We start from the raw sequence: 24,187 nt of genomic DNA, 5'->3' as shown, positions 1-24,187 counted from the left end.
GCTCCTCGCAATGACGGAAAAAAGCTCAATCGACGACGGCCACTGCCTCAATCTCGATCAGCCATTCCGGGGCCGCGAGCGCCGTTACACCGACGAGCGTGCTCGCCGGCGGCTCGATGCCCTCAAAGAAGGCCGAGCGCGCCTTGCCGATGATCGGACGGAGCTCAGGCTTGTAGCCGACGACGAAGGTCGTGATCTTCACGATATCAGCATAACTCGCGCCGGCGGCTTTCAGCGCCAGGCCAATATTGTGCATCACCTGCGTCGTTTGCGCGGCTATGTCACCCTCGCCGACCACCCGCCCCTCCTCATCGGTGGAGACCTGTCCCGCGATGTAGATCGTGCGCGCGCCCGAGGCGGCGACGACGTGGGAGTAAGCCGGATTGTGGTGAAGGCCGCTTGGCCGAAGTTTTTCGAGCTTGCTCATGTTTGCGCCTCCCTGACGTGCATGGTTCGGCCGAAGCGTACCCGGGTCCGGTGCTCTCGACCAGACTGGTTCTCGCAATGCTCAGGGCCGTTTCCAGGACCTGACTGGTAGCCGCAACATGTTCTGAGGGCCGTGAGGACGAACCCCCTCATTATATACCATATGGGGCCGCACGGCTGTCTCACGAAAACTGCTCAAGGTCCGCTTTGAGCGCTACCAGGAAGCGAGCGGCTTCACCGCCTGTCACAACGCGATGGTCAAACGTGAGCGACAACGGCAGCACGCGCCTCACCGCCGGCTGGCCCCGATACGCGACAACGCCCTGGCTAATACGCCCCGCGCCTATGATTGCCACTTGCGGCGGTACCACGATCAGGTTGGCGAAACGGCCTCCGATCATCCCGAAGTTCGACAGCGTAATCGTGGCGCCGCGCAGCTCTCCCGGAGGTATTGAGCGCGCGACTGCGTCCGCCCGCATCCGGTCAAGCCCGGTTCGCAAGTCCTTGACGTCGCGCTCTGCGACATTGCGCAACACAGGAACAATAAGCCCACCGCCGGTATCGACGGCGATACCGAGATCGATACGGTCGATCAGACGCCGTTCACCAGCGCCGGAATTGTACCAGGCATTGAGCGAAGGCTGTGCCTTGCAGGCGACAGCGATCGCGCGTACCAGTCGGATGGTCACGTCCTCGCCGGTTCGCCAATCGTCGATATCGGCCTGGTCGGTGACGCTGGCCGGGACGATCTCGGCGTGAGCCGCCGCCATGCGCTGAGCCATCGCGCGCCGCAAACCGCGCAAGGGTTCGGCACGTCCGGTATGGGGCAAGCCCTTGGCAGCCCGTTCCACATCCGCACGCGTGATGGTGCCGCCGGGTCCTGTGGTTTCGACCAGATCGAGATCGACATCGAGTTTGCGGGCGAGCGCGCGTACCGCCGGAAACACCTGGGCTTTCTGTCCAGCCGCTGGCCCGGAAGTTGTCGCTGCCGCCGCCGGCGGCTCGCCACCGCCAAGTTCGCCGACAATGGTGCCGGTGTCTTGCTCGGGGCCTTCGGCAAACTCGACAAGCGGCGCGCCCACCTTCACCACATCTCCCTTGGCGCCAAACAGATGCAGGATGCGTCCGCTCGAAGGTGACGGCACCTCGACGACGGCTTTGTCGGTTTCGACCGAAACCAGCGGCTGATCGGTAACGACGTGATCGCCTTCGTTGACATACCAGTTCACGATCTCCGCCTCTTCGAGACCCTCTCCCAGATCCGGCAATACGAACTGGCGCATGGGACAAACTCGCTTGCAATCAACTGAACTGGCACGCTTTGCGCGCGGCAGTGACGATACGACCGACCGATGGCATCATGTGTTGCTCAAGCCGCGCCATCGGAATGACCGTATCGTAGCCGGTGACGCGGGCCACCGGTGCGAGCAGAGAGGTCAGAGCGCGCTCGGCGATCAGCGCCGCGATCTCGGCGCCGAATCCGCCGGTGCGTGTCGCCTCGTGCACGATGACACACCGCCCTGTTTTTGCGACCGAACCGAGCACCGTGGCTTCATCGTAAGGCTTGAGCGTGGCAAGATCGATCACCTCGGCGGCGATGCCGTCGGCGGCCAGCGCGTCGGCAGCCGCCATGGTTTCTTTCAGCATTGCCCCCCAACTGATCAGCGTGACGTCGCGGCCCTCCCGCAGGACAAAGGCGACATCCAGCGGCAAAGCCTCACCATTGTCTTCCACCTCGCCTTTCGCCGCACGGTAGATGCGGGTCGGCTCCAGAAACACCACCGGATCTGGATCGCGTATCGCGGCGAGCAGCAGTCCGTATGCGCGATCCGGCGATGAGGGAATCACGACGCGCAAGCCTGGGATATGGGCGAGCATCGCCTCGGTGCTTTCGGAATGATGTTCCGGCGCGCGAATGCCGGCGCCGTGCGGCGTACGCAGAACCATTGGGCAGGTGAGCCGTCCCTGGGTGCGGTTGCGGATTCGGGAGGCATGGTTCACCAGTTGATCGATGCAGGGATACAGAAATCCCATGAACTGGATCTCGCCAACAGGCTTCAACCCCTGCGCCGCCATGCCGACGCAGAGTCCGCTGATCAGGAGTTCGGCAAGCGGCGTATCAAGGACGCGCTCGGGGCCGAAACGCGCTTGCAGCCCGACGGTCGCGCGGAAGACGCCGCCATTGATGCCGACATCTTCGCCAAGCACAACGACATCAGGATCATCTTCCATCGCGCGGGCGAGCGCCAGATTGACGGCTTCGACCAACGTCATTTCAGCCATCGCCCTCTCCCGCGAGTTCGCGGCGCTGCGCGGCGTAGACCCCGGGCAGTTCGGCATAGAGATGATCGAACATGGTTTCGGATCGGCGTGGCTCTGTTGCCAGGTAACGCTCGACCGCCGCCTCGACGCGCTCATGACACTCCGCGGCGAGCTGTTCTTCCTCCGCCTTGCTCCACATTTTTTGGCCGACGAGATAGCTCCTCAGGCGCGTAATCGGCTCTTCCTTCCAACGGGCCTGGACTTCGTCAGCCGAACGATAGCGTAACGCGTCATCGGAGGTCGTATGATCGCCGAGCCGGTAGGTGACTGCCTCGATGAAGCGCGGGCCCTGGCCCTCCCGGGCGGCGGCAATGGCATCTTCGGCCGCGGCGCGCATCGCAACAACATCGCTGCCGTCCACCTGCTCGCCGATGAAGCCGGCCGCGATGGCTTTCTGCGCCAGCGTTTCGCAACCGGTCTGTAGTCGTAACGGAACGGAAATAGCCCATTGATTATTGGTGGCCACGAACACGACCGGCAATTTGTGCACCCCGGCAAAATTCATCGCCTCGTAGACATCACCCTTCGAAGTAGCGCCATCGCCGAACATGCATACGGCGACACGCGGCTGCTTGCGAAGCTTGAAGGCATAGGCAACGCCGGCGGCATGCGGCGCCTGCGATCCCACTGGAACGCAAAACGGAAAATCCTGAACCGGTCCGGAGAAGTGATTGCCCCGCTCGTCCCCTCCCCAGAACAGCAGAATTTCCTCCAGCTTGACCCCACGCCAGATCAGCGCACCATTGTCGCGATAGGAGGGCAACAGGACGTCCTCTTCGCGCATCGCACTGGCTACGCCAACCGACACCGCCTCCTGGCCGAGTGAAACAGCGTATGTCCCAAGCCGGCCGGTGCGCTGCAACGCAACAGCCTTTCGGTCGAAGTTGCGCAGCAGCATCATCGCTCGATAGAGCGCCGTGAGGAGGCCGGCATCGGAGGCGAATGGGGGGAGCGGTCGGTTAATCGAGCCGTCTGGCGCGAGGTAATTGCGGTGGCGCACTTCAAAGTGCGCGATGACCGGAAGTCCTCCGTCTGGCATTTTTTTGCTGGCCACGTCCTCGCTCCCAGAGCGATTCTGCATCCCACCATTCGTAATTGGTGCTGGGCCGGAACAATACAAGATGGGCGCGCCGATCTCGGATGGCCGTTGCTGCACCGCGGGCTCACGGGGATGGTCAGGTTGTCCTCGTGACGACTGAACCGTTAGGAGACGGTTCGCCCGTTCGTTCGGTTACCATCTAGAGCGGGATGGGTTGGAGTCGAATCGATTCGCCATTAGCGCGAAGCTAACGATCTCCTGTCCCGGACGCAGTGCAGATACTCTTCGGCGGTACACCGCAGGGCCTAGACGCAAAATCGCGAAAACAACCCCATGCAAAGTAGAATGGACCCCGGCTCGCGCATCGGTCTTCCGGGCGCGAACGTCTCGAGGGGGCCGTCACTTACACGGCTTGGAATCCCTCACGTCGAGCCGGCCCATGGCACCCGCAATCACGAAATCGTTGTAATCGAGCACCAGCGCGCGGGAGACGCCGTTCTCAAAGAGCTCGAACGACATCGCGTAAACCGGCGTCTGCTCGCCGTCTTTCGCCTTGGCGTCGCGGTCGTAATAGCTCACGGTCACGGGCCAGCGGGTCAGCGCCTTCATCTGGTCGTTGGCGGTCGACGGGTCGGGCGATGTAATGCTTTGGGTGCCCGGGATCGGCTTCCCGATCACCGACAGCGTGTTGTAGACCTTCTCGCCATTATCCGAGCCGTCATAGACCATCAGCTCCAGCACCGATTTACCCGCGCGCGCGGCGGCGATGATGTGCTGGATCTGCTCGGTCGGGAACACGACCTTGCCGTCGAGCTCGAACGTCTTCGCAACCGGCTTTTTCAGCTTGACCGTGATGCGGTCGCCGACCCGTTCCGCCACGCCGTCGATCGGCGCGGAGTCGGTATCGTTCATGCGGGTGTCGATCTTGAAGCGATAGCTCTTGCCGGCGGCATCTTCCCAGGAATGCGAGCGAAGATCGCTCAACGTCAGCCTGCCCTCGCCGCTGTCGAGTTCGGATACCTGGCGGAATTCGGAGGTGTAGCCCTCGCAGGCGCTGCCTGAAAAATTGTAGAGAATGCGCCCGCGCGCACCCGATATCGCATTGGATCCGCGCGACTTGACCAGCTTCAATTCATACAGCGCCTGGTGGGCGAGAAACGGCCCGCTGGCACCAGCCAGCACCGGACCGCTTGTGAAACCCGAGAGCAAAGTGGCCGCAGCCGAAAACACCAAAGCACGAACCGGAATCGGGAACGAGCTAGCCATGTTCTGTTTTTTCCTCGAGGGAGATTCGACTACATTAGTGACTGGTCCATTGCGTCGCAACTAGGGCAGTGCCACGAAAACGCAAGAATTCGAGGCCGAGGCGCGCCGCTTTTTGCCTTTTCGGGCACGATCCGCCTCGATCGCCAAGTTGGACGCAGCTCCACCGTCGCTTGCAAGAGAATGCGCGATGCGCGAAACAATGCGCGCCTGACCGCAGGTCAGGGAATGGTCACATCAAGCGGGGACGAAAAACATGGCGGGTACGGTCGAACAGAAGCTGGCGGCACAAGGCATCACGCTGAACGAGCCGCGCACCCCCATGGCGAACTATGTCGGCTTCGTGCGCTCGGGAAACCTGCTGTTCGTCTCCGGCCAGGTCTGCGCCAACGCGGAAGGCAAGCTGATCGCCAAGGGCAAGCTCGGGGCCGGCGTCACGATCGAACAGGGCTACGCCGCAGCGCAGGGCTGTGGCGTCAACCTGCTGGCCCAAGTCAAAGCGGCGCTCGGCGATCTCGACAAGGTGGTCCGCGTGGTCAGGCTCGGCGGCTTCATCAATTCCGCGCCTGACTTCCTCGACGGGCCCAAGGTGCTCAACGGCGCCTCCGACCTGATGGTCACCGCATTCGGCGACAAGGGCCGGCACGCCCGCACCACCGTCGGCGTCGCCTCGCTGCCATCGGATGCCGCTGTTGAGGTGGATGCCATCTTCGAAGTGTCCTGAAGCGGAGCGGATCCCGTGCGCGCGCCGGACTGGCTAACGGCAAGGCCGGTCGCCCATCGCGGCCTGCATGACATTTCGCGCGGCATCGTCGAAAACATGCCGGCGGCCGCGCAGGCCGCCATCGACGGTAATTTCGCCATCGAATGCGACATCCAGCTTTCGTCCGATGGCGAGGCGATGGTCCATCACGACAATGCGCTCGGTCGCCTCACCGAGGGATCGGGCGCGTTACTCGGCATGACCGCGTCCGAACTTAAGGCCGTCAATTTCAAGAACACGCCGGAACGGATGATGACGCTTGGCGACCTCTGCGCGCTGGTCGCCGGCCGCGTGCCGCTGGTGATCGAGGTGAAAAGCCATTTCGACGGCGATCGTCGGCTGGTGAAACGGATGGCGGAGGTGCTCGCCTCGTATGACGGCCCTGCGGTCGGCATGTCCTTCGATCCGGATCAGGTGGTGGCGTTGCGCGAACTGATCCCCGACCGCGCGCGCGGCATTGTGGCCGAACATGACTATACCGCCGAGGAGTGGCCGGATGCGTCAGCGGAACAGCGCCGCGGCATGACGCATCTGCGCCATGCCTTCCGCACCCGGCCGCATTTCGTCGCCTATTGGGTGAATGAGCTGCCCGCGGCCGCGCCCTGGATCGCCCGCAACGTCTTCGGCCTGCCGCTGCTCGCCTGGACCGTGCGCACGCCCGAGCAGCGCGCACGCGCCGCGCGCTATGCCGACCAGATCATCTTCGAGGAGTTCCTGCCGGGAACCTGATACGCGGCCGCCCACCTTGAACTCGCCCGCTTGATGCACGATCTTTGCAAGGCGTTGGTCACATGGGCGATGGCTGATCGCATGATGGGACCGGTTTGAATTTCTAGATGGCGTCATCCGAAATCACCCTCGAAGCCGTCCCCTCCGTCAGCGACATCAAGGCTGCGGATTGGGACGCCTGCGCCAATCCGAAGCCGAATCCGCACAGTCTCGACAATTTCGACACGCTGGCGGCAAATGGGTCTCAAAGCGATCCCTGCAAGCCTGCCTATAACCCCTTTGTTTCCCACGCGTTTTTTGCCGCCGCCGAGGCTTCCGGCTCGGCCTGCGCCCGCACCGGATGGGGTCCCCGGCATCTTCTGGCACGGCTCAATGGCGAGATCGTCGGCATCGTGCCCTGCTATCTGAAGACACATTCGCAGGGCGAATACGTCTTCGACCGCGGCTGGGCCGACGCTTATGAGCGCGCCGGCGGACGTTATTATCCAAAACTGCAGGTCTCGGTGCCGTTCACGCCCGCCACCGGCCCCCGGCTGTTGATCCGCGATGGCGTTGACCGCCAACAGATCGGCTCAGCGCTGGCACGCGGGCTGATGGCGCTGTGCAGCGCAACCAATGCTTCCTCCGTGCACGTAACTTTTGCCCGCGAGCAGGAAGCGAAGTTGTTGGGTCAGCACGGCTTTCTACAGCGGAACGACCAGCAGTTTCACTGGCACAATGAAGGCTACGGTAGTTTTGACGATTTTCTTAACTCGCTGAATTCGCGCCACCGCAAGGCAATCAAGCGCGAACGCCGCGAGGCAGTGGCCGCCGGGATCACCATCCACCACCTGACCGGAGCCGATATCACGGAGGAAGCCTGGGACGCATTCTTCGCGTTCTATATGGAGACCGGCTCGCGCAAATGGGGCCGCCCCTACCTCACCCGCAAATTCTTCTCGATGATCGGCGAGAGCATGAGCCGCGACGTGCTCCTGGTGATGGCCAAACGCAAAGGCCGCTGGATCGCGGGCGCCATCAATTTCATCGGATCGGACACACTGTTCGGCCGTAATTGGGGCGCCGTCGAGCATCATCCATTCTTGCATTTCGAGGTCTGCTACTATCAGGCGATCGATTTTGCGATCCAGCGCGGCCTGAAGGTCGTCGAGGCCGGCGCGCAAGGCGAGCACAAACTGGCGCGCGGTTACCTGCCGCAAACCACCTACTCCGCGCACTTCATCGCCGATCCCGATTTGCGCCGCGCGATCGCCGACTACCTAAAGCGCGAGCGTGCCTATGTCGCCGAGGTCGGACGCGAACTGGCGGAAGCCGGTCCATTCCGCAAGGCCGCCGACGAGACTTGACCGGTTGAGCTGGCGACGTGAGATTTGAGATCAAACCTTGAGGAAAAGAGGCCCATGCCCGCCTACGACGCCAACAACCCCTTTGCAAAAATCCTGCGCGGCGAGTTTCCCTGCCACAAGGTCTACGAGGACGACCATGTGCTGGCGTTCCTCGACATCATGCCGCGTTCGCCGGGCCATACGCTGGTGATCCCAAAAGCCCCTGCCCGCAACATCCTCGACATCAGTCCCGAGGATTACGCCCACGTCGCGCGCGCCGCCCACAAGATCGCCGCCGCCGCGATGAAGGCCTTCAACGCCGATGGCATCACCGTGCAGCAATTCAACGAGCCAGCCGGCGGGCAAGTCGTGTTCCATTTGCACATGCACGTCATGCCCCGCCATGACGGCGTGGCGCTGCTGCCGCCCGCAAGTCGCAAGGAAGATGTGAAGGTACTGGAGGACAACGCGACCAAGCTGATCGCGGCGTTGGGGTAGTCTACGTAGCCCGGATGGAGCGAAGCGTAATCCGGGGAATTATGCGACGTTTGCAACACCGGCCCCGGATTGCGCTTCGCTCCATCCGGGCTACGCGTAACTACTCCGTCTCGAAATCCCCGCTCTTCGGCTGCGCCAGCGGCGAGAACTCGCAGCGGTCCGGCTTGACGTCCAGCAGCGGCGTTTCGTCGAGGCAGTCAAGGCCGCGCACCAGGATCGTGTTGCCCTCGACGGCGACGAACTTCACGATTGAGGTGCCGATCGGATTGGGCCGCACCGGCGAGCGCAGCGAGAACGTGCCGCGGGTTTTCCGGTTGTTCTTCGGGCTCTGCAGCACCAGATCGCGGCGCGAGTGATGCAGCCAATAGATCACTTCGAGATTTTCGTAGAAGTCGACGCCCTTGATCGCAGGTACCCAGGGTTCGAAAATCTCCAGGCGACAGACCGGGCCGTCGTGGCGGCCCTGCCGCGGCGTCTCCAGCCGTGATTTCCAGGGCGTGCGGATGCGGCCGATGAACACCAGCCCCGCGTCGCGGGCCGCTGGCATATTGACGGCAACTTCGCCCTCGCGGAGTTTGGTGTCCTGAACCATTGCCTAATCCAGTGAGATGGGCACCGATCGCGCGCAACTTTTCTTGCGCGCGGAACAGTACCGGATTATGGGCCATGCAATCAACCGAGCCACCATTTCCCGGCCAGAAGGATGATCTCGCCGGAGACCACGCCGGCAAAGATCGAGCGTCGCGTCAGCATGAACACCGCAAAGCCGGCAGCGACCGCGCCGTAGCGCAGCCAGTCCGGCACGCCGGCCAGCGCGCCTGGCGGCTGCACCAGGATTTGCGCGATAACACCGGCGAGGATCGCGGTCGCCACCGCCCTGACCCACACCAGGACTTCCGAGCCCTCATCGACGCCGGCGCCGAACCACAGCCCGGCCATCCGCCAGACCTCGTTAGGCAGAAAACCCGCGAGCACGAGGACCAACAGCGCGTGCGGGCTGCCGAAAAACTCGCTCATGCGCGCGTCCTCTCCCGCCACCAGTGCACGCCGTAGGCAATGCTGCCAGCCGTGACACCGCTAATCAGGATATCGACGCCGGTATGCAGCATCGACACCAGCGGAAACAACGCCAGACCCAGCACCAGCGCCAGCACATCCGATATCTGCTTGCAGTTGCGCGCCGTCGAAAGCAGGAACGCCAACGGCGTCAGCAGCAGGATCGCCGCCGCGAACAACGGCGGCAGTTTGGCGGCAAGTGCGTAGCCAAGCGTAGTGGCGATCATGCATACAGAGACAAGTCCGCAGCCGAGGCCGTGCGTGAACGCAATCCGCCGCTCGCGCGGCACTTTTGGCAGCAGCCGATAGCATTCGACCCAAAGCGTGACGGCAATGAAATGCGTCACCAGCACGAGGTGGCGGCGCCTGGTCTTGGGCGTCTTCATCAGCGGCAGCACCGACACCACCATTGGAAATAGGCGGATCGCGCTCACCGTCACCGCAATCGCCGCCTGGACCGCGGTCGCCCCGGAGCCGAGCGTCGAAATCAGGATGATCTGCGCCGGACCAGCCCAGACCAGCAATGTGCTGCCGAGCACCCAGCCGAGGCTGAAGTGGCTGTCATGGGCCAGCGCGCCGATGCCGAGATAGGTCGCAAACAGCACCAGCGTCAGCACCGTGGAGGCGACCGAGCTCATGCCCCACGCGAAGGCGCGGACAGGGCTTTTCCATTGAGGAGAAGAGAGTGGAGGCAGTGCCACGGATGACCGGATGGAAGTTTGAGACGTCGCGGGCATAGGGCTGATGAATGCGGGGCGCGTCAACCAAGCTCCGCTCAGGGCGGCTATGCGATCTGCGGCGATGCTCGGCTGGCCTTGTCAAAGGCGATTACCCAGTCACGTTGCTCCTCGGTGTCCGGCACGATCACACCACGAGCTGCTTTGATCAAAGCAAGCGCTTCGCCGACCTCGATTCCCCGACAGGTCATTGCGCACGCGGCGATAATGGACGCTCTGCCGATCCCTGCCCTGCAGTGAACCGCGATCGAACGGCCGTCGGCAAGACCGCCAGCGATGGACCGCGCAATACCCAACGCCTGCTGAATCTCCGGCACGCCACGATCAGGAATCGGAAAGGAGATGAATTCAATTCCACTCGCGCGGCAAAGCTCAGCTTCCCGCTGCAACCCAAGTTCGGTGACCTCGTCCGGCTCAAGGAGACTTATGACCAGATGGACGCCGCAAGTTTTCCATTCACCAACGTCCACTTCCAACCAATCATTGGCGCGAGGACGGGCCATGATGGCGAGCCGACCCGCCATCTCAATCCAGTGCAATCGGGACATTCAAGATCGCCTCGGAATCCAGCTGGTGTTCAAGCTAACCGCCAAGTCGCCACTTCTTCAACCCGGCACACCCCGGTTTCTCAGCACAAAACACGCGCCGCCCGCCTTGCGAATGCGGTTGCAGAGATCGTCGGCCTCGCCGCGTGTGTCTGCGCCGAAGCGCACCTGGTAGAATGTCGCCGGGCCGCGGCTGCGCAGGCGCGAGGCGAGGATGCTGGGGTCGCGATTGCCGATCAGGCTCGCAAGCCGCGAGACCGCGCGCCCATACATCGCGAGCGCCTTGTCGCGGGAAAAGCCGGCGGCGAGCTGCACGCCCCACACCTTCGCGGCCGCCAGCTTCACGCGCTGCTCCAGCCCGGCGATAAAGGGATTGGGCGCCTGTTTCAAGAGCGCCATCAATTCGCGGCAGCTCGATGCCTTGATACGTTCGGGCTGCTTGCCGTCCTTTCCCGCCTTCGCCCACTCCTCAACCGTGGAGCCTGTGATGGCGACGACGTAGTTGCGGGTCTCCTGCGGCATCCCGCCAGTGCCGGCCAACCATTCCTGCACGCGCCTAGGACCGGCATTATAGGCTGCCGCCGCGAGCCCGAGATTGCCGAATTGCTGGCGCAACTCGTCGAGAAACTCAGCCGACTTCGGCAGCGCCTGGACGGGATTGAAGGGATCGAGCAGGCCGCGTTCGTTGGCCGTTCCCGGCATGAACTGCGCAATACCCTGCGCCCGCGCCCCGCTCCGCGTCACCGGCCCAACCGCATCCGGCTGAAAGCGGCTCTCCTGCCAGATCACGCGCGCGAAGAACTCCAGCGGCAGGTCCGACGCCCTCGCCGCCGACTCGATCATCAGGCACATCGCTTCGCGCGCCTCGCTCTCGCGCGCGGTGGGCGGCTTTTGGCTAGCCGTCGCGCTCGACCGGGTAGCCTCGCCCGCGTCCTCCGCGAAGGCGTTCGCAACTGAGCACAAAAGCGACACCGTGCACCATAGGGCGCGAAGAAACCGACCTTTTTGCATGGCAGTTTGAAATCCGGGATTGCGCATTGCGGTGGAAACGTTAATCAAACGATCATGGCTTGCAGGTGGATCCGCCGCCCCTCCGCTGCGCGCGGCCTTTTTTGCGTTGCAATTGCTCCGAAAATACCCGCCATCGGAACCGCCGTTAATTTACGTTAACGCCGCATTTTGCGTCCGCCGGACTTTTACGGGCAACAAAGCGGGGTAAAAGTCTCCTCACTTCTTTGGGAGACTTTCAATGCGGGAACGGCGCGAGAGGGTGCGCGACAAGGTGATGTATGGCGGCGTCGCCGAGATCGGCGAACGCGGCGCGACGCACGAATGCATCGTCCGCAATATTTCCGATCACGGCGCTACAATCGAATTCAGCAATGACGTCCAGTTGCCGAAAGAACAGCTCTCGCTGCGCATCGCGCGCAAGGGTCGCTCTTTCCTCGCCAGGGTCATTTGGTGGCGCGACAATTTTGTCGGCGTCGCATTCAGGGCGGAAAGCCCGGCCGAGCCGGTCTCCGATCTCGAGGAGCGGCTGCGCCGAAGCGAGATCAAGAAGCGGCAGCTCCAGCGCCGGATCGACGAACTGCTCGGCGAGCGCTGAAGCTGCAAGGCGGTACAAAAAAAGGCCGGCTGTCGAGCCGGCCTTTTTTGCATTCTCTCGTCGCGTCTCTCGGTCGAACCGCGATCAGACCTTGACCAGCGGGCCCTTCGAGGCCGGCCCCTTGGAGCCGCCACCGCCGTTGGGGCCGCCCGGCTTCGGTTTGCGCTTGCGCGCCACCGGCAGCTTTTCCGGCTTGGGCGTGACCGGCCCTTCGACGAACTCAAAGCCGATCTTGTCCTTGCCTTCCCCGGCGGCCTCGTCCTTGACCAGCACGACGCGGACATGGCCACCGCCCTTGAGCTGACCGAACAGCACCTCATCAGCGAGCGGCTTCTTGATGTGCTCCTGAATCACGCGCGCCATCGGCCGCGCGCCCATCTGCTCGTCATAGCCATGCTCGATCAGCCAGGCCTTGGCGGGCTCGGACAGCTCGATGGTGACGTCGCGATCGGCGAGCTGCGCCTCAAGCTGCAGCACGAACTTCTCGACCACCATGCCGATGACGTCGGCGTTGAGATGGGCGAACGAGACGATCGCGTCCAGCCGGTTGCGGAATTCCGGCGCGAACTGCCGGTTGATCGCCTCGTGGTCGTCGCCTTCCCGCTTGTTGCGCGTGAAGCCGAAGGCCTGACGCGCGAGGTCGGCGGCGCCCGCATTCGTGGTCATGATCAGGATCACGTTGCGGAAGTTGACCTGCTTGCCGTTATGGTCGGTGAGCCGGCCGTGGTCCATGATCTGCAGCAGCACGTTGTAGAGATCCGGATGCGCCTTCTCGATTTCGTCGAGCAGCACGACGCAATGCGGATGCTGGTCCACGCCGTCGGTCAACAGCCCGCCCTGGTCGAAGCCGACATAGCCGGGAGGCGCGCCGATCAGGCGCGACACCGTGTGCCGCTCCATATATTCGGACATGTCGAAGCGCAGCAACTCGACGCCGAGCGAGGCCGCAAGCTGTTTTGCAACTTCGGTCTTGCCGACGCCGGTCGGCCCGGAGAACAGGTATGAACCGATCGGCTTCTCCGGCTCGCGCAGGCCGGCGCGCGCCAGCTTGATCGAGGCCGATAGCGACTCGATCGCCTTGTCCTGGCCGAACACCACGCGCTTCAAGGTCTGCTCGAGATGTTTCAGCACCTCGGCATCGTTCTTTGACACGCTCTTGGGCGGAATTCGCGCCATGGTCGCGATCGTGGTCTCGATTTCCTTGATGCCGATGGTCTTCTTGCGCCGGTTCTCCGCGACCAGCATCTGCGCCGCGCCCGACTCGTCGATCACGTCGATCGCCTTGTCCGGCAGCTTGCGGTCGTGGATGTAGCGCGACGACAATTGCACCGCCGCCTCGATCGCCTCATTGGTGTATTTCAGCCGGTGATAATCCTCGAAATAGGGCTTCAACCCCTTCAGGATCGCAATCGCGTCCTCCACCGTCGGCTCGTTGACGTCGATCTTCTGGAACCGGCGCACCAGCGCGCGGTCCTTCTCGAAATGCTGACGGTATTCCTTGTAGGTCGTCGAACCCATGCAGCGGATCGTGCCGGAAGCCAGCGCCGGCTTCAGCAAGTTCGACGCGTCCATCGCGCCGCCGGAGGTGGCGCCGGCGCCGATCACGGTGTGGATTTCATCGATGAACAGGATGGCGTTCGGGTGCGCCTCCAGTTCCTTCAAAACCTGCTTCAGCCGCTCCTCGAAATCGCCGCGGTAGCGGGTGCCGGCGAGCAGCGTGCCCATGTCGAGCGAGAACACGGTGGCGGCAGCCAGCACCTCGGGCACTTCGGAATCGACGATACGCTTGGCGAGCCCTTCCGCAATCGCGGTCTTGCCGACGCCGGCCTCGCCCACGAACAGCGGATTGTTCTTCTGCCGGCGGCACAACACCTGGATGGCACGGTTAATCTCGGCATTGCGCCCGATCACCGGATCGATCTTGCCGTCCCGCGCCTTCTTGTTGAGGTTGACGCAATAGGTCTCGAGCGCTTCGCCCTTCTTCTTGGCGTCCTCGTTGCCCTTGGCCTCGGTCTCCTCGTCGACGCCGCGCACGGGGCGCGCTTCGGAGACGCCCGGCCGCTTGGCGATGCCATGGCTGATGTAATTAACAGCGTCGTACCGCGTCATGTCCTGCTCCTGCAGGAAATAGGCGGCGTGACTTTCGCGCTCCGCGAAAATCGCGATCAGCACGTTGGCACCGGTCACTTCCTCGCGCCCCGATGACTGAACGTGTATCACCGCGCGCTGGATCACGCGCTGGAAACCGGCCGTCGGCTTCGCGTCATCGGCTCCGTCAGTCACCAGATTCTCGAATTCGGTCTCGAGATAATTGACGAGGCTGGTGCGCAGCTTGTCGAGATCGACGCTGCAGGCGCGCATCACCGCAGCCGCATCCGAGTCATCGATCAGCGACAGCAGAAGATGTTCGAGCGTCGCATATTGATGATGGCGCTCGTTTGCAATCGCCAATGCACGATGCAGGGATTGTTCAAGGCTTTGGGAAAAAGTTGGCATTCGCGTCCTCTATGGCCCCCGGTCATCATGATCGCCATTACCCGGTGAGGCAACAACAACCTTCGTCATCCCTGTCATATAGTTACACACGATCGTGGCGAAAGACCGGTTCCGCAAGCGTGGTTTTCCTCTAAATTCGCGGCACCACGACGGCGGCACGCGACCTCCCCCCGAAAAATTATCGGGAATACGGTCGGCCTCCGTCAACACCGATCAATGCAATCCCGTTCCTTATCTCCGGCCGGATCGAGAGCCACGCGCGGCTATTTCTTTTCCATCACACATTGCAGTGGATGCTGGTGCTTGCGCGCAAAGTCCATCACCTGCGTGACCTTGGTCTCGGCAATTTCGTAGGTGAACACGCCGCACTCACCGATCCCGTGGTGATGGACATGGAGCATGATCTTGGTGGCCGCTTCGGCGTCCTTCTGGAAGAATTTCTCCAGCACATGAACGACGAACTCCATCGGCGTGTAGTCATCGTTCAGAATAAGGACGCGATAGAGGTTCGGACGCTTGGTCTTCGGCTTGACCTTGGTGATGACCGACGTTGATGGTCCGCCGGTTCCGGCGTTGCGGTTCTCGTCATTGCTCATTCGGGGAGCAGAAGATGACTTTGCCGGCACGGACGGACAAGCTTTGAAGGTTGACTGCAACATGGCTCAGGCGTTCGAAATTCCAAAAGGGATGACCGGAGAGCGCATCCTAGCCCACACGCGATCGGCTCTGACGTGAGCCACCGCCTGGTACCCAGTAACGCTTATTCCAGATCGCCGCTCCCGGTCCGACCCGTTGGCCGGATCGGCACCTGGAATATGGGTCCGTCGCCGGATCGCCGCAAGCGCATGATTTCGCCCTGCCACGTCCCGCGACCGGCCCGATTCCCGGCTCGGCTCTCCCAACCAAGGTTAATCGTTTCTGTCGGATTTGACAAAGGACGGCGACGTGCCGTTTAGCCGCCGTTGAGCATACCGGGGTCTTTTGGCGACCGGTCCGGCGGTGCACCGGCTTTGACCTGTTTTTAGCGGAACCGGTTTACCGCCTGTTTAGCGGCCCGGGCGGAAATGCCCGTAGAAATCACATTTGCGGTGAGGCCATGCTCGATACAGTCGTATTCCGTCGCATTCGCGCGGCTGCCAGCCGGTTTGCCGGCGCCAATGAGGGCAACATCGCGATCCTGTTCGGGATCGCGGTACTCCCGATCATCGCTTTCGTCGGCGCGGCAGTTGATTACACCCGCGCCAACAGCGCCCGCTCCTCGATGCAGGCCGCCCTCGATTCCACCGCGCTGATGCTCGCGAAGGACCTGACCGCGGGCACCATCACGACCTCGGAAATCCCGGCGAAGGCAGACGCGTATTTCAAGGCCCTCTATACCAACCCGGAAGCCAAATCGATCACGATCTCGGCAAGCTATACCCAAACCTCCGGCAGCGGCTCGACCATCCTGATTAACGGCTCGGGCGCCGTGGATACCACTCTCATGCGGGTCGCCGGTTTCCCGACCATGGGCTTCAATACCAGTTCCACCTCGGCCTGGGGTAACGTGCGCATGCGGGTCGCGATGGCGCTCGACGTGACGGGATCGATGCAGAACGACGGCAAGATGCCCGCGATGCAGGAGGCCGCCAAGAGCTTAGTCGATCAATTGAGCAAGCTCGCAAAGAATACCGGCGACATCTACATTTCGATCGTTCCCTTCGCCAAGGACGTCAACCTTGGCACCAGCTACAAGGACGAGAGCTGGATCGACTGGGATTTCTGGAGCACTCAGAACCCGACCTGGGGGACGTGCAGCCAAGCCAGCAAGACGACCAAGAGTTCCTGCGTGGACGCCGGCAAGGTCTGGACGCCCGACAAGACCAAGTGGACCGGCTGCGTCACCGACCGCACGCAGGATTACGACACCAAGAACACCGCGCCGAGTTCGAGCAACGCGCCGACGATGGTTGTAGCCGAAGAATATGTTACAAAAAAATGGGACGGGACCGTCAACGAACAATACTGCAAGTCGAGCAACAGTCCCTATATGCCGCCGATCATGCCGCTGAGCTATGACTGGACGGCGCTCAAGACGTTGATCGGCAACCTGCAGCCCACCGGTAATACCAACCAGGGCATCGGTATGGCGTGGGCCTGGCTGACGCTCGGTGTAGGCGCGCCGCCATTCAATGCCCCGGCCAAGGACACGGCGAACTATGAGTATAAGGATGCTATCGTCCTGCTGTCGGACGGCCTGAACACGCAGAATCGCTGGTACTCGAACGCGTCGCAGATCGATGCCCGCCAGAAGATCCTGTGCGCAAACGCCAAGGCGGCCGAGATCACGATCTACACCGTCCAGGTCAATACCGGCGGGGATGCCGAGTCTACCGTGCTCAAGGAATGCGCCAGCAGTCCGGACAAGTTCTATCACATCAAGTCCGCCGGCGAGACTGCATCGGCGTTCAATTCGATCGGCCAGTCGCTGGCCAAGCTGCGCGTCGCGAAATAAGCGCACTACAGGCGTCAAGAAAAAGCCCGGCCGCAATGGCCGGGCTTTTTTATTGTGGGAATATCAGATCGCGAACGAATTAATGCGCGGCCGGCGTGAACTTCGCGACCAGGCCTTCGTACGGCTTGTAGGTCTGCTTGGCGAGGTCAGTGTAGAGGCCGGCAATCTTCTGCGACTCTGCGACAAAGGTTTCGTAGGAAGAACGCGCAAATTCGGTCTGGGCTTCGAGAGCCTTGTCCAGCGACTTCACGCCGGAGAGCTTTTCGACAAACGACTTGGTGTCTTCGAACGACTTCTTGGCGTAGTCGCCGTAGGCGCTCGCGATCGCCTGAACGCCGCTCTGCAGGTTGGTTGCGGAAGCGGCAACCGATTCGAGATGCTCTTTGCCGTAGTTCTGAATGTCTTCAATCTTGACCATCATGGAGTCCTTTTCCCAGACTGAGCGTTTCGATTGCCGGGAGGTCCCGGCCCCCTGACATGCTTCTTATATGTGCACTGCACAATAAAGTCAACGATTGTTGTGCGACGCACAAATGCGGCCAATTAACGGAAAACTCCGGGGTCTTACGCAACGGTTAATTAATCTTTTGGAAACTCGCTCGGCCTAACCTGATTCCTCGACTTGTTCGCCTTCCGACAGACAGCCCGAAAGCTGTTTGTGAACAGCATCTTAGCTAGAACAGCGACCTGATCGGCCACTCCAGCCTTGCCTCATGGCCGGACCGGTACTTCGAACGGGGAACCATCAGCGGCTGGTGGGCACAATTTTGCCTCACGGGCCGGTGATCAAGACAGAAATTGGGACGGGGAAGTAAATGCTTCGTACAACCTTCGCTTCCTCGCGCGCCCTGCGAGTATGCGCCCTCGGGCTGGTTACCTTCACGACAGCACTACTGATCTCGAGCGAGAGCGCCGAAGCGCGCCGCTACAAGCACCGTCGTCATCAAGTCGCGCGCGAAAGCTACAGCCCGCAATTCTCCTCCATCATCGTAGACGGCAATTCAGGCACGGTGCTCGCATCCAACAACCCCGACGGTATCCGCCGCCCGGCGTCGCTGACCAAGATCATGACGCTCTATCTGCTGTTCGAGCGCCTCGAATCCGGCAAGATGAAGCTCGACACCGAAATGGAGGTCTCCGAGCACGCCTCCGAGCAGGCGCCGACCAAGCTCGGCCTGCGCCCGGGCCAAACCCTGAAGGTCGAGGACGCCATCAAGGGCCTTGTGACGCGTTCCGCCAATGACGCCGCCGTCGTGGTCGCCGAAGCGATTGCCGGCGATGAAGCCGAATTCGCCAGGCTGATGACGCGCAAGGCACGCGCGCTCGGCATGAGCAAGACCACCTACCGCAACGCCTCCGGCCTCCCCAATGACGAGCAACTGACCACCGCGCGCGATCAGGCGACCCTCGGCCGCGCCATCCAGGACCGCTTCCCGCGCTACTACCGCTACTTCGCGACCTCGGTGTTCAATTATCGGGGACAATCGATCCGCAATCACAATCGCCTGCTCGGCAATGTCGAAGGCGTCGATGGCATCAAGACCGGCTACACCCGCGCGTCCGGCTTCAACCTCGTAAGCTCGATGCGCCGCGGCAACCGCCACCTGATCGGCGTGGTGCTGGGCGGCCGCAGCGGCGGTTCGCGCGATGCCACCATGCGCAACCTGCTGGCCGAAAACCTCGAGAAGGGCGCGACCAAGCGCACCGTCGCCGCGATCACCGAGCGCAATCCCGCCGACGGCACCGTCGATGTCGCCGCAGCCGAGACCGTTGCGCGTCCGGCCGAAACGGCTCAGCCCGGCGGCGCCTTCGCCGCCGCCGAACCGGGGCTCGCCGCCATGCCGGCAACCCGCTCGATCGCGCCGGCCAAGCCGTCGCTGATGGCGGCGGCCGCCGCTGCCCTGCCCCCGCCGCCCGCCAAGGTCGAACAGAACAAGTTCGAGCCGCAAGCCAAGCCCGAACCCGCACCATTGACTAACGGCGTCATCCAGACCCAGCCGATCTCAGCGATCCCCGGCTCGGCTGAGCCGATGAAGCCGGTCAAGGTCAAGACAGTACAGGTCAAGGCCGGGCCGATGAAGCTCGCTTCAGCCGGCCCCTCGCAGCCCGCGGCGCCGCCGATCACCAACACCATTCCGGCCCGCCCTGAAATCGCCGAGACCTCCAGCGCCGTCGTCGCAAAAGCCGCGGAGACCAAGGCCGAAGCCGCCAGGGTCGCGATGCCGCCGCAGCCGGCCAATCACGGCACCGGACAAGGCGTGCTCGGCGTGTTGCCCGCTTCCAGCCTGACACAGCCCCCCTCGCAAGCCACGCACTCGCAGGCGCTGGCCTACGCCGAACCGGCGTCCCACGCCCAACCGCCGGCCGTGCAGCAAAACAGCGCCGTCAAGCCGGCCGCGCCGGCGGTGGTCCGCACCGGCTGGATCATTCAGGTGGGTGCGCTTGAAAGCGAAAGCGAGGCCAAGCAGCGGATCGATCTCGCCCGCGCCAAGGCCAGCGCCCTGCTCAGCAAGGCCGATCCCTTCACCGAGCCCGTGGTCGCCAAGGACAACCGCACGCTCTACCGGGCCCGCTTCGCCGGCCTCGAGCGCGATCAGGCCGAAGCGGTATGCAAGACCCTCAAGCGCGCCGATATTTCCTGCATCACCGTTCGCAACTGATCCGGACGTTTCTTTGAATTTGGCAAAGCCGGCGCCGCAAGCGCCGGCTATGTTGCTTTCCAAACACAGTCGCGACGGCGCTCGCGAGATCGCGCCCAGGGCGGTCCGCGAAAACTTCTCGTCAAGAATTTCCGGTTAGGTTTCCCTGCAATGAACGATCGACCGCGCCGAACAATGGCGGGCGATATGGGGCGTCAGTCAGAGAACGGAAGCAACTCGCGGTTTGTAGCGTCGGTGGCGTGAGCCGGAGTAGCTAGAGATGCGTGCGAAGAAGAGTATCCTTGGCCTCGTTTACGCGGGCAGCGAGGTACGTCGAGCCCCCTTGGTCGGGATGCAGTTTCTTCATCAGGGCGCGGTGCGCCCGGCTGATGTCGTCACGTCCCGCCCCCGGCTGCAAGCCAAGGATCTGATAGGCTTCCTCGTCCGTCATTTTTCCGCTCGCCGCCGTGCGGCGCTGCCCCCCTGCCGCATCGCCTTGCGCGTTCTGACGCCAAGCGGGAAACCGGCGGTCAAGATAGCTTTCAAGTAACGCGACGCTCTCAGCGTCGAAGGTCGGTATCATCGCGATCAATTGCCGCAGGTCGAATTCGCCGAGCGAACGCCCGGCATTCGGCCCGTCCATGATCCGCCCCGACAGCTCGCCGCTGTCGTGATCGAGACTCATGTCGAGAAACTGCGAACGGACGCGCGAGGTCTGCCCCGACGAACGCTGCGCGCCGCCGCCGAAGATCCCGCCGATATTGCTGAAGCCGCCTGGCCCGAATGGCGACCAGCCGAGCAGGCCAGCGCCGAAGATGCCGAGCGGAATGGCAACCGCAAGCTCGCCGCGCAGCCCGGTGAAAGCTGCGACCGCCAGCGCCACCACGCCGCCCACGATCTTGATAGCGCGCGCAAGCACGACCGGGTTGGCCGCACGAAACATCTGCAGCAGCAAGTACAGAACGACAACGGCGACGACGCCGGCAATCAGGGTTGCCATGGCTCTAATATAGCGATCCCGCAGACGAAAAGCATGATGCTCGCCCGGTCGCAAACCAAAGTCGTAATCACTTCATCTGCCCGATCAGTGCGGCCGCGCCGCTTGTGGTCTTCGACAGCCGCAGCAGCGCTTCGCGCCCGCCGGCAGCGTAGGCTGCGGCGGCGCGCAGCAGCTCGCGCAACTGCGCCGCGGCGCCGGGGTCGAACCTGCACCATGCGCCGCCGGTGAGCCGCGCAATTTCCCGGAACGCCTGCTCGGCGGTCGGATCGTGGCCTTCCTGGAACATGAACACGGGCACCTTGAGCAAGCCGAGCTCGCCGGCCTTGGCGCAGAGGTCGTCGACGGATTCCTCCATGGCGTCGCCGACAAACACCATGGCGCGCACGCCGGACGCCACCGCCTCGCGGCGCGCTTCCGACAGCACCTTGCCGATCTGGGTATTGCCGCCCCGGCAATCGATCTTGCCCATCAGCCGTGCCAGTTGCGCGGAATCGGAGATCCAGCCCGTGGCGCGGCATTCGTTGAAGCCGCGGTAATAGACCAGCCTGATATCGAGGCTGCCGAGCGAGGCCGCCTCGCGAAACATGTCGGCCTGCAGCGCGCAGGCCATGTCCCAGGTCGGCTGCCGGCTCATGGTGGCGTCGAGCGCAAACACCAGCCTTCCCCTGGCGTCCGGGCGGTGCGGCGACATCGCGCGCGCTTTCGCCACGAAGGCTGCGATGTCCTCCGACGCCGACGGCTTGGTCTCCGGCAACGGGCGGCCTTTGCGCGCCTCGGCTCTTGCCGAAGCAACCTCGTCTGCCGATTTGGGTTTGGTGGGTTCGCCGGCCATGAGCGCTCGCGAGTAACAGCAAGCTCTATTTGGGACGGCGCCTACAGCGGGTCAATGCGCCAACTGATGACGCAGCCGCAAAATGCACGATAGCGGTCGGTTATCTAGTTCGTGACCGGCTTGTTCTTCGGCGGCGGATTGCTGGCCAGCGGCACGGACAACGGCACCGGTCCCGGGCTGCTGGTCAGAAGTCAGGCACCTTGGCGGGCACGGGCTTGAGCGCGCTTCTGTCGGACTCGTCAAGGAACCTGTCGAGCATCGACTGGATCGAGGACTTGGCCGCGTCAGGCCCGGTGTCGCGCATGTCGTTATGCTGGAAGCCGGTGTTCACGACCGTGATGCCGGCCTGCTCGCACTGCTCGTCGTCGGGCACGACGCCGGGGTCGGGCTTGAAATGCGTATCCGTGGAGCGGAACGACAGGATCTTGAACTTGCCTTCGGTGAGGAACGGCACACGCAGATTGTCCAGCGTTACGACCTTCTTGATCTCGTCGGGATACTGCTTGGCGAAATACATCGAGATGTCGCCGCCCATCGAGTGGCCGACCATCGTCACCTTTTCATAGTCGGCGTTGGGCTGGACCTTCCTCATTTCGTGGATAGCGAAATGGATGTTGGCGACGCCGCGCTGAATCTGCGGCAGACGGCCGACATAAGGCTCGCCGATCTTGGTCACCATCGGCGGATCGGTCGGTAGATCGTGCTGCGGGCTGACCGCAAGATAGCCGCGCCAGGCGAACACGGTCGACAGGAATGAATACTCGGTGTTCTTGACGGTGTTGCCGTGATTGAGGACCGCAACCGGCAGCTTGATCAAGCCGGCATTGGCCTGCATTTCCTTGTCGCGGCGGACGGCAATATGCACCGCGACCAAGCGGTTGTCGCGGACGGGATCATGAAACGCGATCGTCTCGTGCCGGATCGCCCACTTGTTCGCGGTGAAATACGCGACAGCGACCAGCACCGAGAGTGAAAGCAGAACGAGAATTCCACGTTTCATATTCGTCCTCGCGCCCCATGAGGGGCCCAACCCTGTTTGAGACTCTTCGGTCCCTTGTTGATGATATATGTCACGATGGCGTGACATAAAGGCCAAATGTTGTGTATTGAGCGCCTGATCATTGTGCGATGCACCCATCCATTGTGCAGTCGCTCGGTTCCACAAATTCGGCCTCCTTTTACTTACGACGCCTCCTTTCAAGCTTCGGTTCGAGCATCCGATAAAAGTCTAATGAAAACGGCGTACTGCATGACCGGTTCCCGGGAACCGCTGCGTCACAGTGCGTCACGGTGCGTCAATACCCGCGGCGGGTCCCAGTGGGGACTTAAACCGTCGTGTAGATGACAAGCTTCAAAGCCGGGTCGTCATTGGCCTGGAAACTCGCATACTCCAGTTTGAGCTGCCCCTTTTTGGGATGAGTCAAGGATTTCCGTCCTGCCGCGACGCCGCTGACATCATGGGCCTCCCACCAGCCAATAAATTCCGGACAGCCTTCGCGCAGGCGCGCCAGCAGGTCGCGAAAGGCAGGATCGCCGGCCCACAGGTCATGCGTCGCCCTGAACTGGGCAACCATGCGCCGGGCCTCATCTGCCCATGACGCACCGAACAGCCGCTTCGTCGCGGGATTGGTCAGTACCGAGAGCAGGCTGTTGCGATCGGCTTCTGCAAGCCGGCTGAACGCAAAGATTTCGTCGGCGGCCGCATTCCAAGCGAGAATGTCCCAGCGTCGGCCGGTGACATAGGCCGGCAGGTTGAGTTGCTCGACCGTGCGGCGGACCGCGGACGGAACGGTCTCGCGGACAAAGGCACGCCGGTCGGTATTTTGCGTCAGCTCCTTCAGATGCCGGTGTTCGGCCCTAGTCAGCCGCAGCGCGCGCGCCAGTGCATCGATCGTTGCTGCGGAAGGGCTGACGGATCGTCCCTGCTCGAGGCGGATGTACCAGTCGACGCCGATACCGGCGAGGTCGGCCACTTCCTCCCGCCGCAGGCCGGGCGTGCGCCGCCGCCGGCCGCCGGATAGGCCGACCGCCTTCGGCGTCAGTTTCTGCCGCCGCGAGCGCAGGAAGTCTCCGAGTTCGCTTTGCCTTGAATTCGTGCCTGGTTCTGCCATGCGCGCCGCGCCCCGTGGAAGGGTTCTTCAATCCTAGGATAATACCAGGTCTTGTTGGGGCAATGAAGCCTGCGAGAATGCGACTTCGTCGAAACGAGGAGACCCCATGAAGGCTGCCGTTCTGAACGCGTTCGGATCGCCGCTTGCGATCGAGACGCTTCCCGACCCGCTGCTCGGCACCGGCGAGGTTATCGTCGACGTCATTGCTGTCGATGTTCACTAATTCGCTGATTGGATCGCGGTGGTCTTGGTAGCGGCGAAGGCCTTGGGAGTTTGCCCTGCCAAGGCCTGATGGGGTCTGTGGTT

General features: G+C 62.7%; 24 protein-coding genes. 7 read left to right on the top strand and 17 right to left on the bottom strand.

Translation table 11 applies throughout. The features are described from left to right. Positions 1–25: 25 nt before the first annotated feature. The 5 genes from IVA95_RS08590 to IVA95_RS08570 all read right to left on the bottom strand — a co-directional run bounded on the left by IVA95_RS08590 (position 26) and on the right by IVA95_RS08570 (position 5,053). A complete protein-coding gene (locus IVA95_RS08590) occupies positions 26–427 on the bottom strand; it encodes a RidA family protein (protein ID WP_247510126.1) in 402 nt (133 codons plus the stop codon). A 181-nt stretch (positions 428–608) separates the two neighbouring features. Then, positions 609–1,709 (bottom strand): dihydrolipoamide acetyltransferase family protein, encoded by a 1,101-nt coding sequence (locus IVA95_RS08585; RefSeq protein WP_247510125.1) that lies wholly within the window; start codon positions 1,707–1,709, stop codon positions 609–611. 19 nt (positions 1,710–1,728) lie between these two features. Then, positions 1,729–2,709, bottom strand: coding sequence for an alpha-ketoacid dehydrogenase subunit beta (locus IVA95_RS08580; protein ID WP_247510124.1), 981 nt, complete (start codon positions 2,707–2,709; stop codon positions 1,729–1,731). After that, positions 2,702–3,904, bottom strand: coding sequence for a pyruvate dehydrogenase (acetyl-transferring) E1 component subunit alpha (gene pdhA, locus IVA95_RS08575; protein WP_247510123.1), 1,203 nt, complete (start codon positions 3,902–3,904; stop codon positions 2,702–2,704). The genes IVA95_RS08580 and pdhA overlap by 8 nt, the downstream gene beginning before the upstream one ends. A 282-nt stretch (positions 3,905–4,186) precedes the next feature. Then, a complete protein-coding gene (locus tag IVA95_RS08570) occupies positions 4,187–5,053 on the bottom strand; it encodes a cell envelope integrity EipB family protein (RefSeq protein ID WP_247510122.1) in 867 nt (288 codons plus the stop codon). Positions 5,054–5,306: 253 nt separating this feature from the next. Between IVA95_RS08570 and IVA95_RS08565 the strand changes: the two genes are divergently transcribed. The 4 genes from IVA95_RS08565 (at position 5,307) to IVA95_RS08550 (ending at position 8,365) form a co-directional block, all read left to right on the top strand. Continuing rightward, positions 5,307–5,774, top strand: coding sequence for a RidA family protein (locus IVA95_RS08565; protein ID WP_065732774.1), 468 nt, complete (start codon positions 5,307–5,309; stop codon positions 5,772–5,774). A 15-nt stretch (positions 5,775–5,789) separates the two neighbouring features. Next, positions 5,790–6,542, top strand: coding sequence for a glycerophosphodiester phosphodiesterase (locus IVA95_RS08560; RefSeq protein ID WP_247510121.1), 753 nt, complete (start codon positions 5,790–5,792; stop codon positions 6,540–6,542). Positions 6,543–6,649: 107 nt separating this feature from the next. Next, positions 6,650–7,888 (top strand): GNAT family N-acetyltransferase, encoded by a 1,239-nt coding sequence (locus IVA95_RS08555; RefSeq protein WP_247510120.1) that lies wholly within the window; start codon positions 6,650–6,652, stop codon positions 7,886–7,888. 54 nt (positions 7,889–7,942) lie between these two features. Further along, positions 7,943–8,365, top strand: a complete 423-nt coding sequence (locus IVA95_RS08550) for an HIT domain-containing protein (protein ID WP_247510119.1) — start codon at positions 7,943–7,945, stop codon at positions 8,363–8,365. Between the two features lie 100 nt (positions 8,366–8,465). Here the strand turns inward: IVA95_RS08550 and tsaA are convergent, their stop codons facing one another. The 5 genes from tsaA to IVA95_RS08525 all read right to left on the bottom strand — a co-directional run bounded on the left by tsaA (position 8,466) and on the right by IVA95_RS08525 (position 11,714). Continuing rightward, on the bottom strand, positions 8,466–8,957 hold the full coding sequence (gene tsaA / locus IVA95_RS08545; RefSeq protein ID WP_247510118.1) for a tRNA (N6-threonylcarbamoyladenosine(37)-N6)-methyltransferase TrmO: 492 nt from the start codon (positions 8,955–8,957) through the stop codon (positions 8,466–8,468). Positions 8,958–9,037: 80 nt separating this feature from the next. After that, positions 9,038–9,382 carry an AzlD domain-containing protein gene (locus IVA95_RS08540; RefSeq protein ID WP_213252053.1) on the bottom strand — a complete coding sequence of 115 codons (345 nt, stop codon included), beginning with the start codon at positions 9,380–9,382 and terminating at the stop codon, positions 9,038–9,040. Continuing rightward, a complete protein-coding gene (locus IVA95_RS08535; RefSeq protein ID WP_247510117.1) occupies positions 9,379–10,122 on the bottom strand; it encodes an AzlC family ABC transporter permease in 744 nt (247 codons plus the stop codon). The genes IVA95_RS08540 and IVA95_RS08535 overlap by 4 nt, the downstream gene beginning before the upstream one ends. Positions 10,123–10,205: 83 nt before the next feature. Next, on the bottom strand, positions 10,206–10,706 hold the full coding sequence (locus tag IVA95_RS08530) for a dual specificity protein phosphatase family protein (protein ID WP_247510116.1): 501 nt from the start codon (positions 10,704–10,706) through the stop codon (positions 10,206–10,208). A 57-nt stretch (positions 10,707–10,763) separates the two neighbouring features. After that, on the bottom strand, positions 10,764–11,714 hold the full coding sequence (locus tag IVA95_RS08525; protein WP_247510115.1) for a lytic transglycosylase domain-containing protein: 951 nt from the start codon (positions 11,712–11,714) through the stop codon (positions 10,764–10,766). A 238-nt stretch (positions 11,715–11,952) separates the two neighbouring features. On the opposite strand from IVA95_RS08525, the gene IVA95_RS08520 reads away from it, so the two are divergent. Next, positions 11,953–12,309: a PilZ domain-containing protein gene (locus tag IVA95_RS08520; protein ID WP_247510114.1), complete on the top strand. Its 357-nt coding sequence runs from the start codon at positions 11,953–11,955 to the stop codon at positions 12,307–12,309. A gap of 84 nt (positions 12,310–12,393) precedes the next feature. Here IVA95_RS08520 and clpA read toward each other — a convergent pair whose 3' ends face one another. Together clpA and clpS are read right to left on the bottom strand one after the other, a co-directional pair. Continuing rightward, positions 12,394–14,805: an ATP-dependent Clp protease ATP-binding subunit ClpA gene (clpA, locus tag IVA95_RS08515; RefSeq protein WP_247510113.1), complete on the bottom strand. Its 2,412-nt coding sequence runs from the start codon at positions 14,803–14,805 to the stop codon at positions 12,394–12,396. A 263-nt stretch (positions 14,806–15,068) separates the two neighbouring features. After that, complete coding sequence (gene clpS / locus IVA95_RS08510) at positions 15,069–15,401, bottom strand: ATP-dependent Clp protease adapter ClpS (protein WP_028345585.1); 333 nt, start codon at positions 15,399–15,401, stop codon at positions 15,069–15,071. Between the two features lie 500 nt (positions 15,402–15,901). Between clpS and IVA95_RS08505 the strand changes: the two genes are divergently transcribed. After that, positions 15,902–17,299, top strand: a complete 1,398-nt coding sequence (locus IVA95_RS08505) for a pilus assembly protein (RefSeq protein WP_247510112.1) — start codon at positions 15,902–15,904, stop codon at positions 17,297–17,299. Positions 17,300–17,378: 79 nt separating this feature from the next. On the opposite strand, the gene IVA95_RS08500 is transcribed toward IVA95_RS08505, so the two are convergent. Beyond that, positions 17,379–17,717: a phasin family protein gene (locus IVA95_RS08500; protein ID WP_213252073.1), complete on the bottom strand. Its 339-nt coding sequence runs from the start codon at positions 17,715–17,717 to the stop codon at positions 17,379–17,381. A gap of 397 nt (positions 17,718–18,114) precedes the next feature. Here IVA95_RS08500 and IVA95_RS08495 point away from each other — a divergent pair, with 397 nt between their 5' ends. Beyond that, positions 18,115–19,959 carry a D-alanyl-D-alanine carboxypeptidase gene (locus IVA95_RS08495; RefSeq protein ID WP_247510111.1) on the top strand — a complete coding sequence of 615 codons (1,845 nt, stop codon included), beginning with the start codon at positions 18,115–18,117 and terminating at the stop codon, positions 19,957–19,959. A 253-nt stretch (positions 19,960–20,212) separates the two neighbouring features. On the opposite strand, the gene IVA95_RS08490 is transcribed toward IVA95_RS08495, so the two are convergent. The 4 genes from IVA95_RS08490 to IVA95_RS08475 all read right to left on the bottom strand — a co-directional run bounded on the left by IVA95_RS08490 (position 20,213) and on the right by IVA95_RS08475 (position 23,881). Continuing rightward, positions 20,213–20,938 carry a DnaJ domain-containing protein gene (locus IVA95_RS08490; RefSeq protein WP_247510110.1) on the bottom strand — a complete coding sequence of 242 codons (726 nt, stop codon included), beginning with the start codon at positions 20,936–20,938 and terminating at the stop codon, positions 20,213–20,215. A gap of 67 nt (positions 20,939–21,005) precedes the next feature. Continuing rightward, positions 21,006–21,770: a VWA domain-containing protein gene (locus tag IVA95_RS08485; protein WP_247510109.1), complete on the bottom strand. Its 765-nt coding sequence runs from the start codon at positions 21,768–21,770 to the stop codon at positions 21,006–21,008. A gap of 184 nt (positions 21,771–21,954) precedes the next feature. Then, a complete protein-coding gene (locus IVA95_RS08480) occupies positions 21,955–22,770 on the bottom strand; it encodes an alpha/beta hydrolase (protein WP_247510108.1) in 816 nt (271 codons plus the stop codon). A 325-nt stretch (positions 22,771–23,095) separates the two neighbouring features. Beyond that, entirely contained in the window at positions 23,096–23,881 is a 786-nt protein-coding gene (locus IVA95_RS08475) for a helix-turn-helix transcriptional regulator (protein ID WP_247510107.1), read from the bottom strand. Positions 23,882–24,187: the final 306 nt, after the last annotated feature.

It is taken from the genome of Bradyrhizobium sp. 157 (assembly GCF_023073815.1).
Taxonomy (GTDB): Bacteria; Pseudomonadota; Alphaproteobacteria; order Rhizobiales; family Xanthobacteraceae; genus Bradyrhizobium.
This window is presented reverse-complemented; position numbering and strand designations above follow the sequence as displayed.

Coding starts and splice junctions, on each gene's coding strand:
- IVA95_RS08505 (WP_247510112.1), top strand. CDS start 15,902: ATGCTCGATACAGTCGTATTCCGTCGCATTCGCGCGGCTGCCAGCCGG.
- IVA95_RS08580 (WP_247510124.1), bottom strand. CDS start 2,709: ATGGCTGAAATGACGTTGGTCGAAGCCGTCAATCTGGCGCTCGCCCGC.
- IVA95_RS08530 (WP_247510116.1), bottom strand. CDS start 10,706: ATGTCCCGATTGCACTGGATTGAGATGGCGGGTCGGCTCGCCATCATG.
- IVA95_RS08520 (WP_247510114.1), top strand. CDS start 11,953: ATGCGGGAACGGCGCGAGAGGGTGCGCGACAAGGTGATGTATGGCGGC.
- IVA95_RS08475 (WP_247510107.1), bottom strand. CDS start 23,881: ATGGCAGAACCAGGCACGAATTCAAGGCAAAGCGAACTCGGAGACTTC.
- clpA (WP_247510113.1), bottom strand. CDS start 14,805: ATGCCAACTTTTTCCCAAAGCCTTGAACAATCCCTGCATCGTGCATTG.
- IVA95_RS08480 (WP_247510108.1), bottom strand. CDS start 22,770: ATGAAACGTGGAATTCTCGTTCTGCTTTCACTCTCGGTGCTGGTCGCT.
- IVA95_RS08540 (WP_213252053.1), bottom strand. CDS start 9,382: ATGAGCGAGTTTTTCGGCAGCCCGCACGCGCTGTTGGTCCTCGTGCTC.
- IVA95_RS08485 (WP_247510109.1), bottom strand. CDS start 21,770: ATGGCCGGCGAACCCACCAAACCCAAATCGGCAGACGAGGTTGCTTCG.
- IVA95_RS08565 (WP_065732774.1), top strand. CDS start 5,307: ATGGCGGGTACGGTCGAACAGAAGCTGGCGGCACAAGGCATCACGCTG.
- clpS (WP_028345585.1), bottom strand. CDS start 15,401: ATGAGCAATGACGAGAACCGCAACGCCGGAACCGGCGGACCATCAACG.
- IVA95_RS08570 (WP_247510122.1), bottom strand. CDS start 5,053: ATGGCTAGCTCGTTCCCGATTCCGGTTCGTGCTTTGGTGTTTTCGGCT.
- IVA95_RS08525 (WP_247510115.1), bottom strand. CDS start 11,714: ATGCAAAAAGGTCGGTTTCTTCGCGCCCTATGGTGCACGGTGTCGCTT.
- IVA95_RS08590 (WP_247510126.1), bottom strand. CDS start 427: ATGAGCAAGCTCGAAAAACTTCGGCCAAGCGGCCTTCACCACAATCCG.
- IVA95_RS08490 (WP_247510110.1), bottom strand. CDS start 20,938: ATGGCAACCCTGATTGCCGGCGTCGTCGCCGTTGTCGTTCTGTACTTG.
- IVA95_RS08550 (WP_247510119.1), top strand. CDS start 7,943: ATGCCCGCCTACGACGCCAACAACCCCTTTGCAAAAATCCTGCGCGGC.
- IVA95_RS08495 (WP_247510111.1), top strand. CDS start 18,115: ATGCTTCGTACAACCTTCGCTTCCTCGCGCGCCCTGCGAGTATGCGCC.
- tsaA (WP_247510118.1), bottom strand. CDS start 8,957: ATGGTTCAGGACACCAAACTCCGCGAGGGCGAAGTTGCCGTCAATATG.
- IVA95_RS08585 (WP_247510125.1), bottom strand. CDS start 1,709: ATGCGCCAGTTCGTATTGCCGGATCTGGGAGAGGGTCTCGAAGAGGCG.
- IVA95_RS08555 (WP_247510120.1), top strand. CDS start 6,650: ATGGCGTCATCCGAAATCACCCTCGAAGCCGTCCCCTCCGTCAGCGAC.
- IVA95_RS08500 (WP_213252073.1), bottom strand. CDS start 17,717: ATGGTCAAGATTGAAGACATTCAGAACTACGGCAAAGAGCATCTCGAA.